This window comes from Actinoplanes sp. NPDC049548 (assembly GCF_040676695.1).
GTDB lineage: Bacteria > Actinomycetota > Actinomycetes > Mycobacteriales > Micromonosporaceae > Actinoplanes.
On sequence record NZ_JBFAPM010000010.1, the window covers coordinates 265,133 to 286,130 of the forward strand.

Annotated in this window: 11 protein-coding genes and 1 pseudogene; 7 read left to right on the forward strand and 5 right to left on the reverse strand. The window is 70.9% G+C overall.

The window, feature by feature from the left end; translation table 11 throughout:
• From AB0J80_RS21590 to AB0J80_RS21600, 3 genes and pseudogenes are all read right to left on the reverse strand, one after another.
• Positions 1 to 347: pseudogene (locus AB0J80_RS21590) on the reverse strand (hypothetical protein); the annotation flags it as partial.
• The gene (locus AB0J80_RS21595; RefSeq protein WP_364707533.1) at positions 347 to 2,602 is read right to left on the reverse strand and encodes a caspase family protein; all 2,256 of its coding nucleotides are present in this window, start codon (positions 2,600 to 2,602) and stop codon (positions 347 to 349) included. The gene AB0J80_RS21595 and the pseudogene AB0J80_RS21590, both read right to left, overlap by 1 nt.
• A 1,693-nt stretch (positions 2,603 to 4,295) precedes the next feature.
• Positions 4,296 to 4,811 (reverse strand): GNAT family N-acetyltransferase, encoded by a 516-nt coding sequence (locus AB0J80_RS21600; RefSeq protein ID WP_364707536.1) that lies wholly within the window; start codon positions 4,809 to 4,811, stop codon positions 4,296 to 4,298.
• Between AB0J80_RS21600 and AB0J80_RS21605 the strand changes: the two genes are divergently transcribed.
• Positions 4,810 to 5,373, forward strand: a complete 564-nt coding sequence (locus tag AB0J80_RS21605) for a GNAT family N-acetyltransferase (protein ID WP_364707538.1) — start codon at positions 4,810 to 4,812, stop codon at positions 5,371 to 5,373. The two genes, AB0J80_RS21600 and AB0J80_RS21605, sit on opposite strands and share 2 nt — an antisense overlap.
• Before the next feature lie 12 nt (positions 5,374 to 5,385).
• On the opposite strand, the gene AB0J80_RS21610 is transcribed toward AB0J80_RS21605, so the two are convergent.
• Positions 5,386 to 5,568: a hypothetical protein gene (locus AB0J80_RS21610; RefSeq protein ID WP_364707540.1), complete on the reverse strand. Its 183-nt coding sequence runs from the start codon at positions 5,566 to 5,568 to the stop codon at positions 5,386 to 5,388.
• A gap of 349 nt (positions 5,569 to 5,917) precedes the next feature.
• Between AB0J80_RS21610 and AB0J80_RS21615 the strand changes: the two genes are divergently transcribed.
• From AB0J80_RS21615 to AB0J80_RS21625, 3 genes are all read left to right on the forward strand, one after another.
• Positions 5,918 to 11,398 (forward strand): biotin carboxylase N-terminal domain-containing protein, encoded by a 5,481-nt coding sequence (locus AB0J80_RS21615; protein ID WP_364707542.1) that lies wholly within the window; start codon positions 5,918 to 5,920, stop codon positions 11,396 to 11,398.
• 87 nt (positions 11,399 to 11,485) lie between these two features.
• Positions 11,486 to 11,809: a metalloregulator ArsR/SmtB family transcription factor gene (locus tag AB0J80_RS21620; RefSeq protein WP_364707544.1), complete on the forward strand. Its 324-nt coding sequence runs from the start codon at positions 11,486 to 11,488 to the stop codon at positions 11,807 to 11,809.
• A complete protein-coding gene (locus tag AB0J80_RS21625; protein ID WP_364707547.1) occupies positions 11,806 to 12,288 on the forward strand; it encodes an SRPBCC family protein in 483 nt (160 codons plus the stop codon). The genes AB0J80_RS21620 and AB0J80_RS21625 overlap by 4 nt, the downstream gene beginning before the upstream one ends.
• A gap of 22 nt (positions 12,289 to 12,310) precedes the next feature.
• Here AB0J80_RS21625 and AB0J80_RS21630 read toward each other — a convergent pair whose 3' ends face one another.
• Positions 12,311 to 12,871, reverse strand: a complete 561-nt coding sequence (locus AB0J80_RS21630; RefSeq protein WP_364707549.1) for a hypothetical protein — start codon at positions 12,869 to 12,871, stop codon at positions 12,311 to 12,313.
• Positions 12,872 to 13,098: 227 nt separating this feature from the next.
• On the opposite strand from AB0J80_RS21630, the gene AB0J80_RS21635 reads away from it, so the two are divergent.
• The 3 genes from AB0J80_RS21635 to AB0J80_RS21645 are packed head-to-tail and all read left to right on the forward strand — an operon-like array spanning position 13,099 to position 20,907.
• Positions 13,099 to 18,405: a CHAT domain-containing protein gene (locus AB0J80_RS21635; RefSeq protein ID WP_364707551.1), complete on the forward strand. Its 5,307-nt coding sequence runs from the start codon at positions 13,099 to 13,101 to the stop codon at positions 18,403 to 18,405.
• A gap of 4 nt (positions 18,406 to 18,409) precedes the next feature.
• Complete coding sequence (locus AB0J80_RS21640; RefSeq protein ID WP_364707553.1) at positions 18,410 to 20,590, forward strand: CHAT domain-containing protein; 2,181 nt, start codon at positions 18,410 to 18,412, stop codon at positions 20,588 to 20,590.
• Positions 20,587 to 20,907 (forward strand): hypothetical protein, encoded by a 321-nt coding sequence (locus AB0J80_RS21645; protein WP_364707556.1) that lies wholly within the window; start codon positions 20,587 to 20,589, stop codon positions 20,905 to 20,907. Before AB0J80_RS21640 ends, AB0J80_RS21645 begins: the two co-directional genes overlap by 4 nt.
• The last annotated feature ends 91 nt before the right edge of the window (positions 20,908 to 20,998 follow it).

The following is a 20,998-nucleotide window of genomic DNA, read 5'->3' on the forward strand; positions in this document are numbered from 1 at the left end:
AACCCGGCGTGCCCCTGCATGGGCAGTCCGATCTGCTCCCCCGTACCGAGATCCCAGACACGTATCGCCCGGTCATCGCTCCCGCTGACCGCCACGGGCCTCCCGTTGACAACGGCACATGCAACGCAGCCCACCCAATCTTGATGCCCCACCAAGGGAACACCTACGGGTTCACCGCTGGTCAGGTCCCACACGCGGACCGAACCATCGCGGCTGCCGCTCACTGCAACCGGCCGTCCATCCAGGACGGCGGTTGCTATCGCCATCACGGAACCTGCATGGCCTGACAACGTCTGCCGCAACGCGGGGCTGAGCTGACTGCCGGTCGCCCAAAGCGGCCTCACCATTATCGCCGCTCCATCTCGGATTCGTTGAGGCCTCCCACTCCGAATCGGAGCGCGGTGAGATGAAGCAACCGCCGTCGCAGCATCGGCTCGGGGCCCAACAGGTGATGAGCTGCGCGATAGATGGCGGCGGCCAGCCGGGCCGAGTTGCTGCGTGCATGCCCGAGGTATCCGAGCAGCCGGTCCCGATCCGCGAACACCAGGAACTCCGAATCGGTGAGCAGAATGTCGACTCCGCCGGCATCGACCGCATGTTCAATCGCGTGTCGGCGCAAATAGGTCGGAGCATGCTCCCAGGAGCGTCTGCCTTTCACATCCCGCGTCTCCAGCAGTGCTGCAAGAACCGGTCCCGTCAGATCATGACGTTCGAGCGGCGTGATCGGGTATTCTCGCAAGTAGTCGGCCAGGCCCTGGTGATACAGCCGGAGCAGGCTGACGCCGTCCTCGCCGTCCGTTCTTCGAAGATATAAACGGACGTCGTCGCCGGTGAATAGTTGAGGATCCGCCGGCCCGACAGAGGAAACAATCTTCCGCAGCAGCTCGAGCGGCATTCCGTCCCCTTTGGCGTACGCAAGAGCGGCTAACGCTGCGCGTAGATGTGCCGGCCTGGGGTGCGCCGCCAGCTCCATCTCGAGGAGCTGCGGCAGTTCAACCGGCACTCGATCCAGAAGCGCCTCTATGTCCGCTTCCTGCCTCGGCGGGTTGTCGATGATGTACCTTGCGAATCGGCTCGCAATCAGAAAGTGGCCCCAGCGCTTGGCGGCCGAGACGCCCCGTCTCTGCACGTGGTCGGATGCCAAACGCCTCGCCAGCCCGGAGGCGATCCACTCGTCATGTAGCAGTCCGTGGAGGGAGTCCAGCAGATAGCGACGCAGGTCGCGGTACAGCTGCTCGCCGTCGACAACATCGAGATCAATGAGATGTCGCGATTTCTCGGCAATTGTCAGCAGCGGGGAGAACTGATCGAGCCACGGCCGTGTTCCGACGACCAGGCGAGCTATCGCTCTTCCCTCCGCATTGCGTGCTGTCGCGAGAGGAACAAGCAGCAGAACTTGGACGGCGCTCGCTTCGGAACACTCGTCCAACGCGTCAACGATCAAGACGGGCGAGACGGGTAGACGGGAGATTGCTCCAATCAAGGCGGCCGCTGTCCATCCCTCAGGAGGCGCATCCAACTCGAGCTGGCGTGCTATGGAGATGACAATTTCATCTAGGCCCCGCTGGCGTGCATGGATCGCCACAAGAGAGCCATTTGGATTCGGGGGGTCCGCCATCCGACGGCGCACATGGCCCGCAAGACGCTGAAGTGCCGGGTGGGCGGCGCACACGATGGCACCCAAGATCGCGGACTTTCCGGAACCAGCGGCGCCCGTAACGATCATCAGGCCGCCCTTACCGTCATCTTCTAGCCAAGGAACGAGCTCGTCCAAGGCGGCCTGCCGCCCGGTGAAAAAGGCTCCTGCTCTCCCTTGGAAGTGGGCGGCGTCGGCGACGGCATCGGTCAGGAACGGCTGAAGTGGCGGATCCAGTCTTGCGACCTCGTCCGCGATCGGATCTTTCCGATACAACGGATTCGGCAGAATCGGCAGGTACGCCTCATAATGAAGCGGGACAGTAGTCGTCCATAATGACTGACCGCGCAGTCCGTCGCTGATTCGCCGTGCGAACTCACGAAGCGAGACGAAGGGAAGCCGGGGATCCGTACCGAGTCCGTCTTCTCCGCATTGGAGGAGCACGTGGACCGCGGCACGAGTGAAGGCACCTTCGAAAGCCAGTTCGTCCGACCTCGCACCGGCCAGCACCCATGCGTTCAGTTCCTCCTCGTACGGCTCGACCAAGAACTTCAGGTCGCTTGCGCGTCCGGCACCGCACAAGTCAATGAGGAAGAGTGTGGGAATGCCCAGGTCCTGCGAGGAGGACACCCATTCCCGGACATTGTTCGCGCCGGCTCGTCCGCAACTGCCGACGACCTCGACTCGATCCGCCTGCTTTCCGAACCTCCCATGCGAAACGACGTGAACTATCCGGGCATCGAGCCGCTCGTCGTCCAGGACATCGCGAACGGCGTCACTTATCTCTTCTCTGTTCGGATTCTTCTGCACCTGCGTCGAGAAGTCACCCGCCCGGTACTTGCGCAAAGCGTCGTCCACTTGGTCGGCCAGGTCCTCGGCGAACGGCAGGTCGTCAAAATCATTGTCGTTGCCTCCGAACTTTCCCACGCCGATTATCAACGCCCGCCGGCGGCTCGTCGTGGTCATGTCGCTACTGCCGTCTCACCCAACGTGGAGACTCCGGATCCCGTGTCACCGATCTACGGATGCCAGACTGGCAAGACAGCGCCATGATCGCAAGATTGCTGGCGTGTTGCGTGACTCGGATGGGAGAAGCGTGATCGATACGGACGGACGAGGACGCCGCGATGACCCTACGTTCGCCCGCTTGTTCGCGCTTGCAGGTCACAGCTCCGAGGCGACTTAATGTTTGCGTACCAGCCTTTCTGCCCGCGCGCATCGAATCAGAAGGGAGTTCAAGTTCGACTCTCTGTCGTCACACGCAAGGATGAGGCCTCACGGCAAAGTCCGTCCGAACAGCATCTGCGCGTTCAGTCCAGCAGGCGTGGTACTTGTTTAGCTAAGCGGTGAAGAGGTTGGACTGTTTCATGAGCAGACACGTGGGTAGCGCGCGGCACGGCGAGGCGACGAACGGAATCTCGCCCTTGAGCTCTACCGCCCGACGCCTGCGACCTCGTCGGCGCAGACGCGGTCCCTCTCGGCACCAGTCAGCACGACACCGGGCGGCTCCCGCGTCCCCGGGTCGAGGCGGAGACCGCCTTGGTGGTCGGCGTTGACCTCGTCGATGGACCATAAGCTTGGCGAGCGCCTTGGCCTGACAGATGGCGGCTCTGGAAGTCATGGACGTCAGATCCGCTTATGGCGCGATGCCGCGGACACGATCGAGGACTTTGCCTCGAGCGGGCCGTTCGTCCTCGGTTCGCCGCGGCCGATGTCACAGCCTCTGACGAAGGCGTCCCTGGTGACGGTGACTTCGCGGAGGACCTTAAACCGAGTGCACGGGGTCGTGTCGGTCTCCATGCCGTGGTCGGAGTGCGGGCTTTCGTAGAACGGCCGGCCAAGACCTCGTGCCACCTCGGGACCTATGCCGCTCTGCCGTGCCGCCGACCAGCAGGAACGGCGCTGCGCTGCGGCGCAGATCGGCCGCCATGCCGGAGTTCCGCAGCATCGGCGTCCACCAGATCGCCGGCAGGCTCCGGTCGGCGGCCAGGGCCGCGGGCAAGGCGTCCATCGACTTACCGACCAGGGCCACCGACACCGCCGTCTCCCGTTCCGGAGTCGAGCCGACGTACGCGTGGAGAAAACGAGCGCAGCCGGGAGAACCAGACGGCCGGGTCCTGGTGTTCCCGCGCCGGCCGACGCCTGGGCCATTGGACCTCGCGCGTCGTCCAGCCGTGCCGCGCGAACACCGCCCTGGCAAAGTGCAGCAGGGGCCGCTCGGTGGCGTACCGCAGGCCCGGGAGGAGCCGCACGACCCGATCCTCGACATCCTGACCAGCAGGCGTTACGACCGCCCCGTCGGCTCCTGGCACGCAGCGGCCCGTGCGCTTCCGCCGGACCGTTCGTAGACGCCGGCGACTTCGCCTTCGGCCGCCTCGCCGAAGACCCCGCACTCCAACAGGCACTGGATCGCCAGTATCGATCGAAATGGCAAGTCGCTGGGCACGTGGTCACCTGGCGGCCACCCGGCAAGCCAGCTGAGATCGACGGCTTCAGCACGGCACGTCGCTGGGCACCATAATGGCGTGGCGGTCGCCCGGCAAGCCGGCCGAGATCGGCGGCTTCAGCGGCGATGCCGAACTGGGCGCCGCGCTGCACCAGGTCGGCAAGGAAGAGCCCGTATCGCGGCGCAGGTGGCCGGACAGGCCGACTATATCGCCTAGTCCAGACCGGGCCGAAGCAGCACGACCCGGTCCTCGAAGTCCCTGACCAGCAAGCGTTCCCGTCGGCCCGTCGGTTTCTGGTCACGCACGCGATCCGTGCGCCTCCATCCCGACTCTGCGTAGACGCCGACCGCCCGCTCGTTGTCGTCGATGACCCAGAGCTCGAGATGGCTGATACCCCTCGCGCCCGCCTCAGTGTCGACGTGGGCGAGCAGCTTGCGGCCGATGCCGGCGCCCCACGCGTCGGGGTTCACGGCCAGATAGACCACTTCGAGTACGGACGGGTGTACCACCGTGAGCGCGAAGCCGGCCGCTGCGCCGTGCAGCAGGGCGAGATACAAGACGCCGTCCGGAGTGGACAAGCGTCCCTGAATGCCGGGAAGCTTCTCCTCCACCGGCGCGGCCTCTGGCAGGTTGTCACGTCTGGCTGTGGCGCGCGCCCAGATGCCCGCCGCCGCACGCTGCGCGGCAGCGCTGTCATCTCGCGCGATCCGGACGTCCTCACTCGTCATGCCGGACATCGTCCCAGGACGGGTCCAGCACAACGACAAGCTGCTGGCCGTCGACGGCGTGGGCCGCAGCACGGGCCGGCTCCGACGGGTACGTAGGTTGTCGGTCATGAGCGACGTACGGCTGGAGCCGATGACCGAGGACCAGTACGGGCCGTGGCGGGCCGTGGCCGAGGCACACTTCGCGCAGAGCGTCGCCGCGACGGGCCGGTCGGCGCAGGACGCGGCCCGCAACGCCGCCGACACCTACGCGCAGCTGCTGCCCGAGGGGTTCGCCACCCCGGACCACCATTTCTGGTACGCCCGCGACGGCGACCGCCGCGTCGGTTTCCTCTGGATCAAGGTCACCCACGACACCGCCTTCGTCTACAACGTCGCCGTCGAACCGGACGTACGCCGTCAGGGCTACGGCCGTGCCATCATGCTGGCCGCCGAGCGCTGGTGCCGCGACAATGCGCTGACCAGGATCGGCCTGCACGTCTTCGCCCACAACACCGGCGCCCGGACCCTCTACGAGCAGCTGGGCTTCGCCGAGACGGGTCGCAACATGGCCAAGGACCTGTGAGCAGCCGAAGGGTCAGTACCCGCGCTCGAGCATCTCCCGGACGGAGGCGAGCATCTTGAAGATCTCGATGCGCCCGTCGAGGAAGCCGATCCGGTAGTCGGCACCGGTGTGCGGGTGCTCGGCCCGCTCCGGGTCGCGGCGCCCGGCGAAGGCGTCCTCGCGGCCGGTCGCGTACGCCAGCAGCGCGTCGTCCATCAAGATCACCTCCTCCTCGGTCCGCGCGACAATCTCGCACGCGTCGGGAGGCGGCGGCACCGGCTGTCCGCCCGATCCGGGCCCGGCCGATCCGTCAGCTCCTCGACGCTGCGTGATCGCCCGGATGCCGATGCGTGAGGGCGCCGGCCCCGGCGATGTACTATTCACACGGTGTATAGCGGCGCTGGACGGCTGCTTTTGTAGGATCCCCACAACGCAGGCGCCCAGCCATGCGAGATCTGGGACATTGGTCTAGCGCCGGGTTATCCGAGAGGGTGTAGACAGAGCCAGGCGACGGTCCGCAACCCGGGCGTCGCCTTCTGCGCGCGCCTAGTAGGGGGACCAGCCGGTGTTCAGTCGTGTCGCCATCGTCAACCGTGGAGAGCCCGCGATGCGGCTCATCCACGCCGTCCGGGACCTTTCCGCGCAAACGGGGGCGCGCATCGAGACGGTGGCGCTCTACACCGACGAGGACCGCACCGCGACCTTCGTCCGGGAGGCCGACGTCACCTACGCGCTGGGACCCGCCTCCGCGCGGCCATACCTCGACCATGCGGCCCTCGAGCGGGCGCTGGTGGAGACCCGGGCGGACGCCGCCTGGGTCGGCTGGGGGTTCGTGGCGGAGGACCCCGCCTTCGCGGAGCTGTGCGAGAAGATCGGCGTCACCTTCGTCGGGCCGAGCGCGGAGGCGATGCGCAAGCTCGGCGACAAGATCGGCTCCAAGCTGATCGCCGAGGAGGTCGGCGTGCCCGTCGCGCCGTGGAGCCGCGGCGAGGTCGCCACCCTCGAGGAGGCGCTGCGCCACGGCGACCAGATCGGCTACCCGCTGATGCTCAAGGCGACCGCGGGTGGCGGCGGCCGGGGTATCCGCAAGGTGAACTCGGCGGAGGAGCTGGCCGACGCGTACGAGCGCACCAGCCAGGAGGCGCTGCGGGCGTTCGGCTCCGGCGTGGTCTTCCTGGAGCGGCTCGTCTCCGGCGCCCGGCACGTCGAGGTGCAGGTCATCGCCGACGGGCAGGGCACGGCCTGGGCGCTGGGCGTCCGCGACTGCTCGGTGCAGCGGCGCAACCAGAAGATCATCGAGGAGTCCGCGTCCCCGGTGCTGAGCCCCGAGCAGGCCGCCGAGCTGAAGGCGGCGGCCGTGCGGCTCGCGCTGGCGGTCGACTACCGCGGCGCCGGCACCGTCGAGTTCCTGTACCACCCCGGCGAGAAGCTGTTCGCCTTCCTCGAGGTGAACACACGCCTGCAGGTCGAGCACCCGATCACCGAGATCACCACCGGCACCGACCTGGTCCGGCTGCAGCTGCACGTGGCCGCCGGCGGCCGGCTCGAGGGCACGCAGCCCGCCGAGCTGGGCCACGCGGTCGAGGCGCGGCTCAACGCCGAGGACCCGGACCGGGACTTCGCGCCTGCGCCGGGCCGCATCGCGCGGCTGGCGCTGCCCGCCGGTCCGGGCATCCGGGTCGACACCGGGGTCAGCGAGGGCGACACCATCCCCGCCGCGTTCGACTCGATGATCGCCAAGATCATCGCGTACGGGCGGGACCGCGAGGAGGCGCTGGGCCGGCTGCGGCGGGCGATGGCCGAGACCACGGTGATCATCGAGGGCGGCGCCACCAACAAGAGCTTCGTGCTCGACCTGCTGGACCAGCCCGAGGTGGTCGACGGCAGCGCCGACACCGGCTGGATCGACCGGGTACGCGCCGAGGGGGGCCTGGTCAACCACCGGCACTCCGCGATCGCCCTGGCCGCGGCCGCGATCGAGGCGTACCAGGACGAGGAGGAGGTCGCCCGGCAGCGGCTGCTGGCCACCGCGCACGGCGGCCGCCCGCAGGTGCAGCACGACAGCGGCCGGCCGCTGGACCTCAAGCTGCGCGGCGTCGGATACCGCGTGCACGTGGCCCGCATCGGCCAGAAGCGCTTCCGTGTCGGCGTCTCGGCCGGCGGCGACCTGCACTGCGTCGACGTCGAGGTGGAACGGTTCGACGCGCACAGCGGCCAGATGCTGGTCAACGGGCACCGCTTCCGCCTGGTGTCCGCGACGCACGGTCCGATCCACCTGGTCGAGGTCGACGGCGTCACGCACCGCATCAGCCGCGACGAGGGAGGCGTCGTGCGCTCCCCCGCGCCGGCTCTCGTGGTCGCGACGCCGCTCGCGGTCGGCGACGAGGTCGAGGCCGGCGCGCCGATCCTCGTGCTCGAGAGCATGAAGATGGAGAACGTGCTGCGGGCGCCGTTCCGCGCCCGGGTGCGCGAGTGCCCGGTCTCCGTCGGCAGCCAGGTCGAGACCGGCGCCCCGCTGCTGCGCCTCGAGCCGGTCGGCGACGAGGGCGCCGAGGCGGCGGCCACCGGCGGCGGCGAGTCCGCCGTCATCGACCTGCCCGCGGACCCGACCGGCGTGCCGGCGGCGGCCCGGGTCGAACGCGGCCTGCAGGACCTGCGCAGCCTGCTGCTCGGTTTCGACGTCGACCCGCAGGACCGCAAGCGGCTGCTCGCCGGCTACCTGGACGCCCGGGCGGAGCTCGGTGGCCGTCCGCTGCCCGGCGAGATCGACCTGCTGACCGTCTTCGCGGACCTGCTGGAGCTGAGCCGCAACAAGCCCGGCGGCGACTTCGAGGTCGAGCCGGGCAGCCCGGTGCACAGCCCGCGCGAATACTTCCACAGCTACCTGCAGAGCCTCGACGTCGAGCGCGCCGGGGTCACGGAGGGCTTCCAGGCCCGGCTCCGCACGGTGCTCGGCCACTACGGCGTCACGACCCTCGACCGTACGCCGGAGCTCGAGGCGGCCGTCTTCCGGATCTTCCTGGCGCAGCAGCGGATGTCGGCCGACGTCGCCGTCGTCTCGGAGCTGCTGCGGCATTGGCTGGCCGGACCGCAACCGCTCGAGGAGCTCAGCGAGCGCGCCGGCCTCACCCTCGAGCACCTCATCGAGGCCACCCAGGTGCGCTTCCCCGCCGTGTCGGACCTCGCCCGCGGCGTGGTCTTCCGCTGGTTCGCCCAGCCGCTGCTGCGCCGCAACCGGGCCAAGGTCTACGCGGAGGTCCGCGACGCGCTGCGCCACCTCGACCGCAACCCGGACGCGCCGGACCGCGCCGAGCGGATCCAGTCCATGGTGGCCAGCTCCGAGCCCCTGGTACGCCTGGTCGCCCAGCGCATCGGGCGGCCCGGCCGCGACCATGCACCGCTGCTCGAGGTGCTGACCCGCCGCTACTACGGCAACCGTGGACTGTCCGACGTGGCCGTCCACGAGACGGCCGGCTGCCGGTTCGTCGTCGCCGACCACACCGGCTCCGGCGGGGTGACCCGCGTGGTCACCACGGCCGTGGACATCGCCGCCCTGCCCGACGCCGTCGGCGCGATCGGCACGCTGGCCGACGGTGTGGCCGAGCGCGGGCTGGCGGCCGACCTCTACGTCACCTGGGCGGCCCAGCCCGACGCCGACGCGATGGCGGTCCGGCTCGGCGAACTGCTCGCCGGCCACCCGCTGCCCGCCGCCGTACGCCGGATCACCATCACGGTCGCCGGCAGCAGCGGTGCGATGCACCACCACTTCACGTTCCGGCCGGACGGCCCGGGCTTCGCGGAGGACCGGCTGATCCGGGGGCTGCACCCGCAGATCGCGCAGCGCCTGCAGCTGCACCGGCTGCGCGAGTTCGACCTCACCCGGCTGCCGTCGGTGGACGAGGAGATCTACCTGTTCAAGGCCGTGGCGAAGAGCAACCCGGCCGACGAGCGGCTCATCGTGATGGGCCAGGTCCGCGACCTCACCCCGTTGCGCGAGGCCGACGGCCGGCTCGTCGCGCTGCCGGCCGTGGAGGACGCGATCACCACGGCGATCGACGCGATCCGCAACATCCAGGCGCAGCGCCCCCAGAACAAGCGGTTCGACACCAACCGGATCATGATGTACGTCTGGCCGGCGACCGAGCTGTCCATGGACGAGCTCAACGCGCTGGTCCAGCGCATCCTGCCGACCGCCGCGGGGGCCGGGCTGGAGGAGGTCCAGTTCCTGGCCCGCCAGCGCAGGTCGTCGGGCGAGCTGACCGAGGTCGCCGTCCGCATCACCCTCGATCCCGGGCGCGGTGCGCGGCTGCACGTCGGCGAGCCGACCACCGATCCGGTGCAGCCGCTCGACGACTACCGCCAGAAGGTGCTGCGGGCGGCCCGGCGCGGCAACGTCTACCCGTACGAGCTGACCGCGCTCCTCGCCGGGCCGCGCGGCAGCTTCGTCGAGCACGATCTGGACGCCCACGGCGTGCTCGTGCCGGTGGACCGGCCGAAGGGCAAGAACACGGCGGCGATCGTGGCCGGCGTCGTCACCACCCCCACCCCGCGGCATCCCGACGGTGTGACCCGGGTGGTGCTGCTCGGCGACCCGACCAAGGCGCTGGGCGCGCTGTCCGAGCCGGAGTGCTCCCGGGTGATCGCCGCGCTGGACCTGGCCGAGCGAATGCGGGTGCCGCTGGAGTGGTTCGCGCTGTCCGCGGGTGCGCGGATCTCGATGAGCTCGGGCACCGAGAACATGGACTGGGTGGCGGCCGCGCTCAAGCGGATCGTCACGTTCACCCAGGACGGCGGTGAGATCAACATCGTGGTCGCCGGGATCACCGTGGGCGCCCAGCCGTACTGGAACGCCGAGGCGACGATGCTCATGCACACCAAGGGCGTGCTGATCATGACGCCGGACTCGGCGATGGTGCTCACCGGCAAGCAGTCGCTGGACTTCTCCGGCGGCGTCTCGGCCGAGGACAACTTCGGCATCGGCGGCTACGACCGGGTCATGGGTCCCAACGGCCAGGCCCAGTACTGGGCGCCCGACCTGCCCGGTGCCCGCGACATCCTGATGGCGCACTACGACCACACCTACATCGCGCCCGGTGAGTCGACGCCGCGCAGGGCCGCCACCACCGACCCGGCCGAGCGGGACGTGTCGGACTTCCCGCACTCGGTGGCGGGCAGCGACTTCACCACCGTGGGGCAGATCTTCTCGGCCGAGCACAACCCGGACCGCAAGAAGGCGTTCGACATCCGGGTCGTGATGCGTGCGGTGTCCGACCAGGACCACCCGGTGCTGGAACGCTGGGCCGGCATGGCCGACGCGGACACCGCCGCCGTGCAGGACGTCCACATCGGCGGGTGGCCGGTCTGCCTGATCGGCATCGAGTCTCGCCCGGTGCCGCGGCGCGGGTTCCCGCCGGCCGACGGTCCGGACACCTATACCGCGGGCACCCTGTTCCCGCGTTCGTCGAAGAAGACCGCACGGGCCATCAACGCCGCCTCCGGCAACCGGCCGCTGGTGGTGCTGGCCAACCTGTCCGGCTTCGACGGCTCGCCCGAGTCGATGCGCAAGCTGCAGCTGGAGTACGGCGCCGAGATCGGCCGGGCGATCGTCAACTTCCAGGGCCCGATCGTCTTCGTCGTGATCTCGCGCTACCACGGCGGCGCATTCGTGGTGTTCTCCAAGGCACTGAACCCCACCATGACGGTGCTGGCGCTGGAGGGCTCGTTCGCCTCGGTGCTCGGCGGCGCCCCGGCGGCGGCCGTGGTGTTCTCCGGCGAGGTGAACAACCGCACCGCCACCGACCCCCGGGTCACCGAGCTGCAGGCACAGGTCGCGGCCGCCAGCGGCGCGGAACGCGCGGCGCTCAACGCCCGCCTTGCCGAGGTGCAGTCCGCGGTCAGGGCCGAGAAGCTCGGTGAGGTCGCGGCGGAGTTCGACCGGGTGCACAACATCCAGCGGGCGGTCGACGTGGGTTCGGTGGACGCGATCATCAGCGCCGCCGAGCTGCGGCCCCGGATCATCGAGGCGATCGAGCGCGGCATGCGCTGACGCCGGACGTACCGCCGAGAAGGGGCGGGGCCTGAAGGGTCCCGCCCCTTCTTGCTTTTCTCATCGGTAAGTCGTAGCTTACCGTTCGTGGCTACTTACCAAGCCGACGACGGCTGGGACGCCCTGGGCGACCCGACCCGGCGCGCCATCGTGGCGTGTCTCGCCGAGCACCCCCGCGCGGTCGGCGAGCTCGCCGACGTGCTGCCGATCAGCCGGCCCGCCGTGTCCCAGCACCTGCGGGTGCTCAAGGACGCCGGGCTGGTCAGCGACCGCGCGGAGGGCACCCGCCGGGTCTACCGGCTCAACCCCGCCGGTGTGGCCGCCCTGCGCGACCAGCTCGACACCTTCTGGCAGCGCGCCCTGAGCGGCTACCAGGACGCCGCCGAACAACCCGATGAGGAGACTCCATGACCGAGACGACAGCCCCGGTGGTCCACCGCCAGATCGTCGTGCAGGCGCCGATCGACCGGGCCTTCACCGTGTTCACCGAGCGGTTCGGCGACTTCAAGCCGCCGGAGCACAACCTGCTCGGCGCGCCGATCGCCGAGACCGTGTTCGAGCCGGAGGTCGGCGGCCACATCTACGACCGGGCAGTCGACGGCACCGAGTGCCACTGGGCCCGGGTACTCGCCTACGACCCCCCGAACCGGGTCGTGTTCAGCTGGGACATCAACCCGCAGTGGCAGGTCGAGGCCGACCCCGGGAACACCAGCGAGGTCGAGGTCCGGTTCGTGGCCGAGACGCCGGAACGCACCCGGGTCGAGCTCGAGCACCGACACCTCGACCGGCACGGCTCCGGCTGGCAGTCGATCAGCGACGGGGTCGCCCACGACGAGGGCTGGCCGCTGTACCTGTCCCGCTTCGCCGCCCTGTTCACGCCCGCCGCCTGACGCACGCCGCGAGAGGAAGGGGTCAGGAGATCAAGCGGTATCGGTACGGCGAGTACAGAGTCCTCGCCCGCGCGACGGCGACCGTCCTGCGCCGCATGCCGTGCAACCGGCCGCTCTCCTCGATGACCCACGCCCTGCTCCGGGAGGCGCCGACCCAGCCCGCGAAGAGCTGGACGTGCTCGGCTGCCCGGTTCGCGGGCTCGAGGTGGAGCAGGATGTCACCCCGCCGCAGTCGCGCGTAGCTCACCCGGGTGGCGTACCGGGGCAGCTCCCACGTCACGGGCGCTCGGCCCAGCCCGGCCCGTCGCGGGTCGAGCGCCCACGCCATGGCCACGAAGCCGGAGCAGTCGGGCCGGTAGCGACGCCCCCGGCCGATGTCCCACCGGGCCCGCCGGTTGTCCTGCGAGTACGGGATGTCGCGCCGCAGCCAGTCCAGCGCCCGGATCATCACCTGGGTGCGGCCGATCGGCGCGTCGTACCGTGCGACGGCGACCGGCGCCGCCCGCGCGGGCGCGACAAGGAGCAGCCCGGACATCGTCACCAGGGCGATCACGCCGGGAACCCGGCGGCCAACCTTGCTCATCTCTTTCACCCTCACAGGCGTCGACCATCGCGTCCGATCCTGCCGCCGGCGGGCGACCGTGTGCGGCGTTCGGCGGATCTTCCCCGGATCGTGCGGATCAGCCGGGTGGGTGGTCTTGGGGACGGAAACGCGACAGGGCGATGGACCCGGGTCGGCGGCGTTGATATTGCGGTAGGTGCCGCACCGCCGGTTCGTGACGTTCTGGCTGCTCGGCGCGGGAGGAAGCTGTGCCGGACCGCATCGATGTCGACGCGCTCGTACCGACCGTGATGGCCTATCTCCAGGCCCCGGACTCCGCCGCGGCCCGGCGGGCCGTCGAGGAGCATCCGGAGCTGCTCACCGACGAGGCCGAAGCCGTCGTGCTGGCCGTCGCCGGCACGGTGGCCGCCGACCCGGAGACCGCCGCGGTCCTCGGACGTTCCATCGAGATCGCGTACGACCGGTTGCGCAGGTCCCGGGAGCTGGGGATCCCGGCCGCCTTCATCGCCACCACCCTCCAGGAGTTCGTGAACGCGCCCACCTGGCGCGACAGCCGCGCGGTCGTCGAGTCCCACCCGGAGCTGGTGCAGCCCGTCGCCACCGACCTGGTGGCCTCGGCCCTCGAGGAGGCACGCGCGGCCGGTGACGACGACCGGGCCGACATCCTCACCACGCACCTGGAGCTGCTGCTCCGGTGCCGTACGGCCGGGACGGAGCAGGCTTTCCGCGAGCTCGAGTGGCGCACCGCGCTGCAGGGGGTGGGCGACGCGGACCTCCGGGCGCTGCTGCTGCAGCTGGCCACGGCATGGCCTCTGCCCGGGACGCCCGCCGGTCACCGGGAGCGGCTGGGCCGCCTGCTCGCGGCGCAGGATCCGGCGCAGTGGCGGGAAGTCCTGCTCGAAGCCGCGGACACCCTCGCCCAGGGGCCGGACTGGCACGACGGCGAGCAGTACGAGCGGGCCCTCGTCTGCTACGACGCGGCGCTGGATGTCCTGACCGCCGAGACGGACGCCCGGGGATGGGCGCGGGCGCACACCAACCGCGCGAGCACGTACACCCGGCGCCGGCGTGGCGGTGCGGCGGACAACGCGGGGCAGGCCATCGCCGGGTACGAGGCGGCCCTGCGGGTGTGGACGGCGGCGGACGACCCGGACGCCTGGGCGATGGTCCGCAACGACCTCGGCGGCGTGCTGATCGAGTGGACCCGGGGCGAGCGCCGCGACAACCTCGAGCGGGCGCTGCGCTGCTTCACCGACGCCCTCTCGGTACGCACCCGCGAAGCCGCGCCGGTGGAGTGGGCCGCGAGCACTCACAACCTGGGACTGGCCTACAGCGAACGCGTCTCGGGAGACCGCGCGGAGAACGTCGACCGGGCGATCGAGCTCTACGAGTCCGCCCTCGAGGTGCGGACGCGCGACGCCAGGCCCGAGGAATGGGCGGACACGACCAGCAACCTGGCGACCGCCTACGTCGAACGGGTGCGCGGGGACCGGGCGGCGAACCTCGAGTCGGCCATCGCCCTGTTCGGCCGGTGCCTGGAGGTGTTCCGGCGGGAGGCCGCGCCACTGAAGTGGGCGACCACTCACAACGGGCTGGGCGTGGCGTACCGGGAACGGGTCGCGGGCTCCCGGGCGGACAACGTCGAGCAGGCCATCGGCCACTATGAGGCGGCCCTGCAGGTGCAACGCCGTGAGACCGAGCCGCGGCTGTGGGCCACGACGACGTTCAACCTCGGCGTGGCGTACGGATATCGGGTACGCGGAAGCCGCAGCAGCAACCTCGAGCGGGCGATCGCCTGCCTGCTGGACACGCTCGAGGTGAGGACCGCCGAAGCGAGCCCGGTGGAGTGGGCGAGTGTCCAGCACGCCCTGGGCGGCGCCTACCTCAACCGCGTCCGGGGCGATCGCGCGGACAACCTGGAGGAGGCGATCGCCTGCTACGAGCGGGCGCTGAGCGTACGCACCCGGGAGCGGCTGCCGCTGGACTGGGCGGCCACCCAGCACAACCTGGGCGGCGTCCACGCCAAGCGGCTGCGCGGCGACCGGAGGGACAACCTCGAACGCGCGATCGCCTGCTTCGAGGGGGCCCTGCAGGTCTACACCCGGGAGGCGGCGCCGCGGGACTGGGCCATGACGCAGAACAACCTCGGTACGGCGTACCAGAACCGCATCGCCGGCGACCGCCCGGACAACGTCGAGCGGGCCATCGCCTGCTTCCGGGCCGCGCTGACCGTGTACACCAGGGAGGCGCTGCCCTCGGACTGGGCGATGGTGCAGGCGAACCTCGGCAACGCGTACCTCTATCGCGACGACCGTCCCGCGGAGAACGTGGAGGCGGCCATCGCCTGTCACGAGGCGGCGCTCGCGGCGCGCGACCGCCACGCCTCGCCGTGGGACTGGGCGATGAGCCAGGTGAACCTCGCCACGGCGTACCACGTGCGCATCCTCGGTGAGCCGGGCGACAACCAGGAGCGCACAATCGCGGGCTATCTGGCGGCGCTCGAGGTGCTGACCGCCGAGGAGTACCCCGTCGACCGGGCGACGCTCCAGCTCAACGTGGCGCAGCACTATCTGGGCCGGGTGGACGGTGACCCGTCGGAGAACGGCGAGCGCGCCCTCCGGTACGCCGAGTCGGCCGTCGCGGCCCTGCACCGGGAGACCACGCCGATCGAGTGGGCGAGCGCTCAGGAGGTGCTCGGGATCTGTCACCGCGACCGGGTCCGGGGCAACCGGGCGGAGAACCTCGAGCGGGCCCTGGCGTGCCACGAGGCGGCACTGCAGATCTTCACCCGCGACAGCCTTCCCCGCCGGTGGGCGTCGACCATGGGAAACCTCGCGGTCGTGCTGCAGAACCGGGTACGCGGTGACCGGACGGAGAACCTCGAGCGGGCCATCGCCTGCTGCCGGGAGGCCCTCACCGTCCATCGGTTCGAGACGTCACCGCCGCAGTGGGCGGAGAACCGGAACAGGCTGGGCGCCGCCCTGCTGTTCCGGCCGGCCGGCATCCCGGCCGAGAACGTCGCCGAGGCGATCGCCTGCTTCGAGGCGGCCCTGCGGGTCTTCACCCGCGAGGACCGGCCGGCGTCCTGGGCCGCGGTCCAGGTCAACCTGGGCCTGGCCCACGCCCATCAGCTGTCCGGCGACCGGGGCGACAGCATCGAGCGGGCGATCGGGCACTACGGCGGCGCGCTGGAGGTGCACACCCGCAGCCGGTATCCGCAGGAGTGGGCGCTGCTACAGCTCAACCTCGCGTCGGCGTACCGGGTGCGGCCGCACGGCCGGAGCGCGGAGAACCTGGAGATGGCGCTGGCCTGCCTGCTCGCGGCGGCCGAGGTGTGGACCCGGGGCACCGTGCCGGGCCGGTGGGCGTTGCTCCAGCAGAACCTCGCCGCCGTGTACCAGGACCGCGTGGACGGTGAACGGGCGGACAACCTCGAACGGGCCATCGCCTGTCACCGGGCGGCCCTGGAGATCCTCGGCCGCGACTCGGATCCGGTGCAGTGGGCGATGATCCGTCAGAACCTCGGGAACGCCTACCGGGAGCGGGTTCTGGGCGACCGTGCCGAGAACATCGAGACCGCGATCGCCTGCTACGAGGACGCTCTCGAGGTCCGCACCCCCGAGGTGCCGCTCGACTGGGCGATGGTCACCAACAACCTCGGGGTCGCGCTGCTCCACCGGGTGCGGGGCGCGCGGGAGCGGAACGTGGCCGATGCGGCGGTCCGCTTTGCCGGGGCCCTGGCCGTGTTCCGCGAGCGGGGTCTGGCGGACGACTGCCGCATGACCGGACGCAATCTCGGCAACGCGTACAGCGAGATGGGCGAGTGGGAGGAGGCCTGTGCGGCCTACGAGGTCGCCTTCGAGGCGGCCGAGTCGCTCTATGACGCGTCGCTGCTGCAGAGCTCCCGGGAGGCCGAGCTCGGCGACGCCGCCGACCTGTACGCCCGCAGGGCCTACGCGCTGGCTCGCACCGGCCGGGTCCGCGAGGCCGTGGTCGCCGTCGAGCGCGGACGGGCCCGCACGATCGGCGACATCCTGGCCCGGGAGCGGGCCGACCTGGCCGGCGTGGTCCACGACGACCCCGCCGTCCACGCCGCCTACCGCCGGGCCGCGGACCGGGTCCGGGACATCCGGCTGCGCGAGCGCCGGCTGGCGGTGCCGCTCGGTGCCGTCAGCGGAGCAGGCGTGACCGGCCAGGCGGCGTGGGCGGCCGAGGCCGCGGCCCGCCAGGAGCTCGGCGACGCCGCTCGGGCCGCGGCGGCCGAGCTGACGCGGGTCGTCGAGCGGATCCGCGCTCTGCCCGGTCGCGACGGTTTCCTCGCGGCGCCCGGCTTCGCCACCGTCGCCGAGGTCACCACGCCGCAGCGGCCACTGGCGTACCTGCTGTGCACGTCACTGGGCAGCCTGATCCTGCTGGTGACGAAGGCGGCCGAGGACGCCGGCTGCACCGTCGAGGCGATCCGGTGCGACCGCTTCACGACCGACGACCTGCGCGAGATCCTGCTCGGCCCAGCGGACGGCGACGGCACGACCGGATATCTTCCGGGGCAGCTCGGCTCGCCGGAGGCCCTCGAACGTGCCCTGGCCGACACGCTCCCCCGGCTGGGCAGCGGCCTCATGGCGGCGATCGCAGAGCGCCTGCACCGGCTCGGCGCGAGGGAGCTGGTGCTGATCCCGACCGGGTTGCTCGGGCTTCTCCCCCTGCACGCGGCGACCGGACCCGGCGACGACCTGGTTCTTCGGGGCGTTGCCGTCCTGCACGCACCGTCGGCGAGAGTCCACGCGGCCGCCCGGTCCGCCCGAGCCGCCACCGGCGACCGTCCGGTCCTCGCCGGGGCCGGTGACCCGTCGCAGGACCTGGCGTACGCGGAGGCGGAGCTGGACGACGTCGCGACCCTCTTCGACCCCGGCGACCGGCGCGTGCTGTACCGGTCGGACGCCACCAAGGAGAACGTGCTGGCCCAGCTGGCCGGAGCCACCTACGTCCACTTCGCCTGCCACGGCTGGTACGACACCGGCGACGCCCTGGCGTCGTACCTCCGGCTCGCCGGCGAGGACCGGCTGACCCTGCGGGAGCTGCTGGACGACCAACGGTTCGCGGGCGTCCGCCTGGTCGTCGCGTCGGCGTGCCAGACCGGGATCATCGACTTCCAGCGGCTGCCCGACGAGGCCATCGGGCTGGTCAGCGGTTTCCTCCAGGCCGGCGCCGCCGCCGTGCTGGCCACCCTGTGGCCGGTGTACGACGTGTCGACCAGCCTGCTGGTCCACCGGTTCTACGAATGTCACCTGCGAGGCGACCCTCGCCAGGGTGACGGCCGGCCGATGCCTCCGGCCGGGGCTCTCGCCAGCGCCCAGGAATGGCTGCGCACGGTCACCGCGGGCGAGCTGACCCGGCTCTTCACCGAGCATCTCCCCGTGCCGCAGCCGAGCGTGCCGCGCATGCCCGTCGCCGTGGCGGCGGCCGGACGGGCCCGGTTCGGCCTCGCCGACGCGCCCGACGAGCGGCCGTTCGCGGACCCCGTCCACTGGGCGCCGTTCGTCCTGATGGGAGAGTGACACCGTGGGTCTGGAATCAGCGGTCGGCGCCCTGCTACGGATCTGGCCTGACCTGCCCGTCCTCGTCGGACCGGACTGGCCGCGGCTGGAGGAGAAGCTCGACGTCCTCTTCACCCGTATGGCGGACGCCGACGACAACGAGCGCACCGTGCTGGCGAGCACCATGCTTTTGGAACTCCAGCCCTACCCAGCGATCCGGCCGGTCCTCCGGCAGCATCTCGACACCGACGTCCGCATGTACGGGTTACCGTCCGGCGTCCCCCGCGGAGACGGCCGCACGTGGACCTGGCCCTCGGTGCTCGGCGAATACGAGGACGTCCGGTCGCGCGCGGTCGGGGCGCCCCAGGACGCGGAACCGCCGGGTCCGGCCGCCGCCCGGCGCTATGTCAACACCCGGGTGTGCGAACCCGGCAGCGGAGCCGATGTCGCGCAGGACAGCCCGCTGCGCCCCGCGACGCGCTACGACATCCTCGTCAACGTCGGCGCCCGCGACGACCGCAGCCTGCTGGCGGCCGCCGACGCGGACTTCCCGGCCGAGTTGCTGCCTCCCGGCGGACTCTGGCTGAGCGTCGTCGCGCACGCGCCCGGTACATCCGAGACGCCGGTCCAACGATGGCTGTACCTGCCCGAAGAGGGTGACAGCTTCGTCTGCCCGTGCGCGCCCGGGAGTGCCGGCCACGCGTGCACGCCCGGCCAACGGGAGCCCTACGCGGTCGTCCCGCTGACCACGCCCGCCGTGCCGGCGCCCGTGCTGGTCCGGCTGGCGATCTACCACCACGCCGCGGTCGTGCACGTTCACGAGCTGACCCTTCCGATGAGCGCGCCGGCACGGTTCGCGGCTCAGGTGATCTACTCCCTGACCCGGTCGTTCAGCGAGCTCGGCGCGTTCCGCGACCGGACGATCAGCGTCTACACCTGCGGGACGGCCGCCGCCGGCCGGGTCTACGTCAACGGGGTCAGCGCCGAGTCGATGGCGTTCTCCTACAGCGACCAGCAGGCCGAGAACGCCTGCCGGATCGCCCGGACCAGCCTGTTCAAGGCCCACCTCGTGAAGCAGGACGGCGGCTGGGCCAGCACCTACCGGGAGCACCGCAAGGGTCAGCAAGGGTTCGAGGCGGACCTGCTCGCCCTGGCCAGGGTGGGCCGGGACCTGCACGCGAGCATCTTCGGGCGCGGCGACTGGCCGCAGATCCGGGAGACGCTGCTGCACGAGGCGGCCGCCGGGCCGGCCGTGGTGCAGTGCGGGCGCATGTCCACCGAGCGGCTGGCCGTGCCCTGGCAGCTCGTCTACGACCTGCCGATGCAGAGCGGCGACACCACGCCGTACGTGTGCCCCAGCGTGCGGGAGATCGGCACGGCGACGTCGGAGCAGCCCGGCGTCTGCCCGCACGAGGACACGCACCAGCCGCAGGGGCGCTCGGTGCTGTGCCCGTACGGTTTCTGGGGCCTGGCCCACATCCTCGAGGTCCCGCCGCACCAGGGTGAGGAGAACGGCCTGGCGCACGTGGTCTCCGACCGCGCGGACACCCCGGTCGCGACGGTCATCGGGTGGAACCCGCAGCTGAGCCCCGGCAAGGAGAGCAAGGCGGAGGCGCTGCGGCATCTGGGCGCGCTGCGCGGCAGGCTGGGCGTCCTGCCGCCGGAGATCGAGCGCCGCGACGACCTGGGCCGGCGGCTGGCGGGCAGCGACATGGACCTGGTCTATGTGTACGGGCACTGCGAGCGCTCGCTGGCGGAAGGAGCGACCGCCTCCTCCGCCGTCCTGGTGCTCGGCAAGGACGAGTTCTTCACACCCCAGGACGTCAAGCAGTGGGCCGGCTACTACGCCTGGCCGTGGCCGCACTGGCCCGAGCGCAAGCCGCTGGTCGTGCTGAACGCATGCCACACCGGCGAGATCCAGGCCGCCACCCTCGCCGACTTCGTCAACGCCTTCACCGAGACCGCCGGAGCGGCCGGGGTCGTCTCCACCGAGGTGACGCTCGAGCAGGGCCTGGCGGGGTTCGCCATGGAGCTGTTCCTGGCCGAGCTGGCGAACAACGTCTCCGTGGGCCGGGCGATGCGGCGCATGCGCTGGGCCCTGCTCGCCCGCGGCAACGTCATGGGATTGGCCTACACCCCGTACTGCGCCGCCGATCTGTCGCTGCGACGTGCAGCCGCAGCGGACAACTCCGGGAGGAAACAATGAGCCAGACCGTCATCAGCGTGGGTGCCTTCTGCTTCGGCATCGTCGTCGGTTACGTGACGTACAGGTCGCTGGCCCGTTCGGGGCCGACGTCGAGCGTCTCGGACATCGCGGCCGTCGTCGGTGTGGTGGGCGGCGGGGTCGTGACGACCCTCTTCGACCCCGCCGAATCCGACTCCTTCGGCTGGTACGCGATCGGCCTCGTCGCCGGCCTGGCCCTGTACCTGCTGGTGGTCCTGACGCTCGGAAAACGCGTCAGCGAGGCGTCCGGCGGCGCGGTCCTGCTCGGCAGCGACCCGGAGCCCGAGAAGACGCGCTAGGCAGTGTCTTCAAACGATCACCGGCTGACATCATCTGACGCGTGATCCGCCGCTATGAGCTGACTGATGCCGAGTGGGACTCGTTGTCGCG

Coding starts and splice junctions, on each gene's coding strand:
- AB0J80_RS21605 (WP_364707538.1), top strand. CDS start 4,810: ATGCCGGACATCGTCCCAGGACGGGTCCAGCACAACGACAAGCTGCTG.
- AB0J80_RS21610 (WP_364707540.1), bottom strand. CDS start 5,568: ATGGACGACGCGCTGCTGGCGTACGCGACCGGCCGCGAGGACGCCTTC.
- AB0J80_RS21625 (WP_364707547.1), top strand. CDS start 11,806: ATGACCGAGACGACAGCCCCGGTGGTCCACCGCCAGATCGTCGTGCAG.
- AB0J80_RS21630 (WP_364707549.1), bottom strand. CDS start 12,871: ATGAGCAAGGTTGGCCGCCGGGTTCCCGGCGTGATCGCCCTGGTGACG.
- AB0J80_RS21600 (WP_364707536.1), bottom strand. CDS start 4,811: ATGACGAGTGAGGACGTCCGGATCGCGCGAGATGACAGCGCTGCCGCG.
- AB0J80_RS21645 (WP_364707556.1), top strand. CDS start 20,587: ATGAGCCAGACCGTCATCAGCGTGGGTGCCTTCTGCTTCGGCATCGTC.
- AB0J80_RS21595 (WP_364707533.1), bottom strand. CDS start 2,602: ATGACCACGACGAGCCGCCGGCGGGCGTTGATAATCGGCGTGGGAAAG.